The 6,043-nt window shown below is 76.8% G+C and carries 4 protein-coding genes and 2 pseudogenes; all 6 read right to left on the bottom strand.

The window, feature by feature from the left end; translation table 11 throughout:
* Positions 1-1,924: pseudogene (locus DKT69_RS30025) on the bottom strand (hypothetical protein); the annotation flags it as partial.
* Between the two features lie 165 nt (positions 1,925-2,089).
* Positions 2,090-2,989 carry a zinc finger domain-containing protein gene (locus DKT69_RS30030; protein WP_109804818.1) on the bottom strand — a complete coding sequence of 300 codons (900 nt, stop codon included), beginning with the start codon at positions 2,987-2,989 and terminating at the stop codon, positions 2,090-2,092.
* Between the two features lie 28 nt (positions 2,990-3,017).
* Positions 3,018-3,260 carry a CPCC family cysteine-rich protein gene (locus tag DKT69_RS30035; protein ID WP_109804819.1) on the bottom strand — a complete coding sequence of 81 codons (243 nt, stop codon included), beginning with the start codon at positions 3,258-3,260 and terminating at the stop codon, positions 3,018-3,020.
* Between the two features lie 42 nt (positions 3,261-3,302).
* A complete protein-coding gene (locus tag DKT69_RS30040; RefSeq protein ID WP_109804820.1) occupies positions 3,303-4,088 on the bottom strand; it encodes an SAM hydrolase/SAM-dependent halogenase family protein in 786 nt (261 codons plus the stop codon).
* On the bottom strand, positions 4,085-4,378 hold the full coding sequence (locus tag DKT69_RS30045) for a hypothetical protein (protein ID WP_109804821.1): 294 nt from the start codon (positions 4,376-4,378) through the stop codon (positions 4,085-4,087). The genes DKT69_RS30040 and DKT69_RS30045 overlap by 4 nt, the downstream gene beginning before the upstream one ends.
* A 188-nt stretch (positions 4,379-4,566) precedes the next feature.
* A pseudogene (locus DKT69_RS30050) lies at positions 4,567-5,856 on the bottom strand (Lhr family ATP-dependent helicase); the annotation flags it as partial.
* Positions 5,857-6,043 lie beyond the last annotated feature (187 nt).

The following is a 6,043-nucleotide window of genomic DNA, read 5'->3' on the forward strand; positions in this document are numbered from 1 at the left end:
GGCGGCGGACCGCCCGGCGTCCTGGCCGACCGACGGGCGGGACGGCGGGGTGCCGGACCCCCGGGCCGGCGGCCCGGACCTGATCCAGATCGGCAACGAGTGCGGCCTGCTGCCCGCCCCCGTGGTGCTGGCCAACCGGCCGGTGGGCTACCGGTACGACCGACAGGACCCGACCGTGCTCAACGTGGACACCCACACGCTGCTGCTCGCCGGGGGCGAGCAGCAGCGTGTGGGTGTCCACGTTGAGCACGGTCGGGTCCTGCCGGTCGTACCGGTAGCCCACCGGCCGGTTGGCCAGCACCACGGGGGCGGGCAGCAGGCCGCACTCGTTGCCGATCTGGATCAGGTCCGGGCCGGCGGCCCGGGGGTCCGGCACCCCGCCGTCCCGCCCGTCGGTCGGCCAGGACGCCGGGCGGTCCGCCGCCCGGACCGCGTCGACCATCGGCACCTCGCCGGCGTCCGGGTCGGCCGGGCCGCCGTCGTCCGGCCACAGCGGACCGTCCGAGCGGGCCTGGTAGAGCTGGAGGTTGAGGCTGCGGTCGGCGCAGGCGTTGAGGATCCGGAACCGGTACGCCCTCGGCTCCACGGTCAGGTACGGGTAGGCCGCGCCGTTGACCAGCATGGTGTCCCCGTACGCCGCGGGAACGGCCGACGGGTGCGGTACGCCCGGCGTCAGCGGCGGCTCGTCCGGTTCGGCGACCGGGTCGTGGTGCGGGTTCGGCACCGGGGCGACCCACGGGCTGCCGCCGCCGTCGGGGTCGTGCGTCCACGGCCCGTAGTCCCAGCGGCCGGTCGGGTTCCGCCCGTCCGCGCGGTACGGGTTCTGCCGGGGCTGGTAGACGTGCGGGTGCCAGAGGTTGCCCTTGGCGCCCCAGCGGTCCCGGTCCCAGGTCGGGTCCTGCGCGGCGAGCTGGTCGTCGTCCGGCACGAAGGTCTTGTCCTGGATCACCAGCGGCAGCTCGTCGGCCGGGAGCACGCCGTCGGCGACGAGTCGTTCCTCCGCCGGGTCGGTGAGCAGGTAGAGCGCCAGCTGTCCGGAGTAGACGGTGAGTCGGGACAGCCCGAGGGCGTTGTCGTGCAGCCACATCAGCCGGCCGCTCTGCTCGTTCGGGAAGTAGAGCGTGCTGGCGCCGGCACCCGGCGGCGGCATGTCCGGCACCGGCGTCACCCCCACCCCGGTCGGGTACGGGGTGATCTCGCCCGCCGGGGTGACCCACCGCCACGGGTTGCCCGCGCTGATCCAGGCCGTCTGCGCGCCGGCCAGGTGCGGCGCGGCCCGGTTCTGCGGGTACGGCGCCGGCCCGTCCAGCGGACCCACGCTCGCCCCGTCGACCGTCTCGTCAACCGGCAGGAAGAGCTCCCCGGACCGGCCGGTGGGGAGCAGGTTGATGAACTTGATCCGGACCGGCCGGCCGCGCCTGGCCCTGATCAGCGGGCCGAGGTGCCAGGGCCGGTCCGGTGGGGCCACCGTGTTGTGCCCGGACGGGTCGGTGCCGAGGTTGAGCTGGCGGTAGCCGCGCAACCGGGTGGCCGGCAGGTCCCGGTGCAGCCGCTGGGCGTACTCCTGCAAACCGATCTCGTAGTAGTCGCAGCCCGGCCAGGTGATGGTGTCCGGCACCGCCACCGGCAGGTGGGCGCCCAGGCCGTTGCGGCCCAGCGGCCCGGGCAGGGGGAGCGCGTCGACGAACTTGCGGATGCCGGTTCCGGGTACCGGCCGGCCGTGCCGGTCCACGACCGGCAGCGGGCTGCCGGCGAAGTTCGGCACCGGGCCGAAGCAGTGCGGCACGGCGGCCGGGTCGAGGCTGGCCGGCGCCGGCTCGGCCGGCTCGGCGGCCCGGGCGGCGGGCACGGTCGGGGCGTGCTCCTCGCCGATGCGGACCGCCCGGTCCGCCCAGCTCGGCCGCAGTCTGCGGAACAGGGCCATGGCTCTCCCCCGGATCTCCGACGCGCCGGCCGTCACTCCGGCGTGACGGGCGGACGCGCTGCTGACGATCGGTGAGCACTCCACCGCAGCATGCGACGCGAACGCCGGGGGAGGGAAGTACCCAATCGTCCGTATCTCGGGGATCTTGACCGGTTCGTGGAAGTTCTACGGCGCGGAGCGGTCCGGCTGGCAGACCGGGCACCAGTAGGTGACCCGCTCGCCCAACTCCTCCTTGCGGATCGCGGTGCCGCAGCGGCGGCACGGCTGGGCCCGGCGACCGTACACGTAGCTGGTCTGCCCGCGGTGCAGTGAGCCGGTGGTGCTCTGCGTCCACCGCCCCCGGTTGGCGGCCAGTAGCCGCTGCGCCAGGGCGACCGTGCCGGTCAGGTCCGGCACCGCGCCGACCGGCGTCCACGGGGAGACACCGCGCAGGAAGAGCACCTCGCACTTGTAGAGATTGCCGACGCCGGCCAGGTTCCGCTGGTCGAGCAGCGCCTCGCCGATGGTGGCGTCCGGCTGCGCGGCCAGCCGGCGGACCGCCTCGGCCGGGTCCCAGTCCGGGCCGAGCAGGTCCGGCCCGAGGTGACCGACCAGCGACTCCTCCTGGTCGGTCGGGATCAACGCCAGCTCGTGCAGGTGGTATCCGACCGCGACCGCCCCGGCGGAGCGGAGCACCACCCGGATCAGGTGCGCCGGCCGGGCCGCCCACCGCTCGCCCGGCGCGTACGCCCGCCAGGCGCCGTCCATCCGCAGGTGGGAGTGCAGCGTCCAGTCCCGCCCCCCGCCGGACGTGCCGCCCGCCGCCGTGCCGTCGGCTCCGGAGGTGCCGCCGGCGCCGGGCGTACCGCCGCTTCCGGGCGTCGCACCGGGGGCGGGCGTGCCGGCCGGAGCGGTGAGCCGGAGCAGCAGATGCTTGCCTCGGCTGGCCGACTCGCGGACGGTCCAGCCGGTCAGGTCGGTCCCGGCGAGCTGCGGCACCCGGAAGTCGGAGCCGGTGAGCCGGACGCCGGCCAACGCCCGTTGCAGGACGCGGGCGGTGTTCCAGACGGTGTCACCTTCGGGCACCTGTCCATCATCCCTCGCCCGCGCGGGGTCAGGGCCGCTCGTCCGGGCGGGCCGCGCGGACCATGTCCTGGTAGCGCGGGTGGCTGGCGCCGTAGACGGCGAAGTTCAGCCGGGCGTGGGTGAGGCTCAGGTCGCCGTTGGCGCCGCCGCGCACCACGTCGGCGTCCACGTCCGACTGGCCGTCGTCCGTCCAGAAGCAGACCGGGCAGGTGCCACCGCCGGTCCGGGACGCGCAACACGGACAGCCGACCGGAACCCAGTACTCACCCACCGGAGCAGCATTCCACACTCGAGGTCGGCCGGGGAGGTGTGATCACTGGTCGGTCACCGCCAGGACGTCCCCGGGGCGTACGGCGAGTAGTTCGACCGCCCGACCGTCGCGTACCGCCACCGCCACCAGGCCGGCGGAGTCGACGTGGACGACCAGGTCGCCGACCGCGGCGTCGCCGAACGTCCGCCCGCGTACCGCCGGTCTGCCGCCCACCCGGATCCGCTCGGGGAGTTGGTCCAGCAGCCCGCCGGGGGCGGCGAGCTGGACGTTGCCGAAGTGGTCCACGGCGAGCACCTCGGCGGCGAACCCCGCGCCGGTCCGCCGGACCACCGGCGCCGGCAGCCGGACCAGCGTCGCCGGATCCACCGCCGGGCCGGCCCCGGCCAGCGGCGCGCCGAGCGCGAGCCGGGCGGCGACCGGGGCGAAGACGTCCCGCCCGTGGAAGGTGCGGGAGACCCGGGGTGCCAGCCACTCCGGGTTGGTCAGCTCGACCGCGCCGGTGATCCCGCCGAGGGCGTCGGCGGCGTCGAGCAGCAGTCCGTTGTCCGGACCGACCAGCAGCCCGCCCGGGGCGGCCAGGGCGACGCTCCGCCGGTCGGTGCCGACGCCGGGGTCGACCACCGCCACGTGCACCCCGGCCGGCAGGTACGGCACGGTCTGGGCGAGCACCGTCGCGCCCCGGCGCACGTCCCCGGGCGGCACCAGGTGGGTCACGTCGATCACCCGGGCGGCCGGGGCGATCCGGGCGACGATTCCGTGGCACGCCGCCACGAACCCGTCGGCGAGGCCGTAGTCGGTGGTCAGCGAGACCCAGGGCGTCCCGGTCACCGATTCGTCCCGGTGCGTCGCCGTTCCAGCACCAGCCCGTCGTGCAGCGGGATGTCGTCCGCGCCGGCGTACGGGATGGTGGGCTTCACCTGCCGGGCCCGGTCGACCGCGCCCGCGTGGACCGCCACGAGCCGCAGCCCGCGCCGCTGGTGGAAGCGGGCCAGGCTCACCACCTCCAGCCCGCCGTCGGCGAGCCGGTGCGCCAGCGCCCCGGCGAAGCCGCCCGCCCCGTCCACCGCCACCAGCGTCGGCAGGGTACGCAGGTGGTAGCGGGTGTCCTGGACCACCACGTACGCGCCACCCCACTCCCGCCGGTGCAGGCCGCCACGTCGTCGTGGTCGTGCGGCGTCGCCGGTCGTACCTCGATCGTGCCCATCCCACCGTCCCGTGCCGCACTGCCGGCCGGATCACCCTACCCAGCACCGGCGGCCGGGCCGGCGCCCGCCGCGCCTGCAACCGGGCCGCGCCGTGGGCCGGGTCAGCCGCGCAGCCGCAGGCCACGGGGGGTGGCCCGGAAGCCGGCGGCGGTCAGCGCGTCGCGGAGCGGCGAGGAGTGCACGGCCTCGCCGTCGGCCCGCTCCACCGACATCGCGCCGAGCGCTCCGGAGTGCACGGCGTCGGCGAGCGCCTTGCCGGCCACGGCGAGCGTGTCGGTGTCGTCGGTGAAGGAGAGGATCGTCCGCCCGCCGCGCTCGACGTAGAGCACCAGGTCGCCGCCGACCAGCACCACCAGCGCGCCCGCCTTGCGCCCGGCCCGGTGCCCGGTGGCCGGGGCCGCGCCGTCACCCGAGTCGACCACCCGCTCCGGCCAGGGCAGCGCCGCGCCGTACGGGTTGGCCGGGTCGGTGGCGGCGAGCACCAGCGTCGGCCCGCCGCGGCCCCGGCCGCCGTCGGCCGGGTCGGCCAGGGCGCGGATCCGGTCCACCGCGCCGGGGACGGCGAACTGGGCGGCACCCAGCCCCTCGACGAAGTAGCCCCGGCGGGCCGCCCCGCGCTCCTCCAACGCCGACAGCACCGGGTAGACCGCGGCGAAGCCGCCGACCACCTGTTCGGCCAGCACCGCCCCCCGGGTGACCACGCCGTGCCGTTCGAGCAGCAGGTCGGCGAGGGCGGCGGCCCGGCGGGTCGGGTCAAGGTCCCGCTCGGGCAGCCGCGACCAGCGCCCGGCCACCGTCGGCGGGCCGCTGCGGCTGGGCAGCGCCACCCGGCCGGGGCGGCGGTAGCGGGTGCGCGGCGCGGACGGGCGGGACCGGTGCGCGCCCCCGCCGCCGAGCGCCGCCCGCAGCGGGGCGAGCGTGTCGTTGGTGAGGTGACCGGCCCAGACCAGGTCCCAGACGGCGGCGGCCAGCGCCGCGTCGTCGGTGGCGCCGACCCGGTCCGACAGGGACCGGAAGAAGAGCGCCTGGCCGTCGGCGAGCGCGTCGAGCACCGCGTCGTGCAGCGGCGTGCGGGTGAGCGCCTCGTCGGGCGGCGGGAGCAGCAACGGCGCGGCGTCGGCGTACGCCAGGGTGATCCAGCCGTCGCCGCCGGAGATCGCCCCGGACCCGGCCCAGACCACCTCGCCGCTGGCACAGAGCTCGTCGAGCTGGGCGGGGGAGTAGTCGGCGACCCGGGCGGGCAGCACCAGGCGTTCCAGCGCGGACGCCGGCACCGCCGCGCCCTGCAACTGCTCGACCGCGGCGGCGAGCGCCTCCACGCCCCGCGCCGACGAGCCGACCTGCTGCCAGCGGGGCAGGAACGCCGCGAGGGCCCGGGGCGGCACCGGCTCGCCACCACCGGTCGGGTGGTCTCCGGGGAGTTCGCCCCGGACAGCGTCGGCACCCAGTGGTGCGACGCGGAGGTGCTGCGGCTGCTCCACCACGAACACCCCGAGCTCGAACCGGGCGGCGCAGGTGGCCGCCGCGAACGGGCCGTGGGTGCGGGCGTACCGGGCCACCAGGTCGCCGAGCGGGTCC

Origin of the sequence: Micromonospora sicca (assembly GCF_003172935.1) — a bacterium.
Classification (GTDB): Bacteria; Actinomycetota; Actinomycetes; order Mycobacteriales; family Micromonosporaceae; genus Micromonospora; species Micromonospora sicca.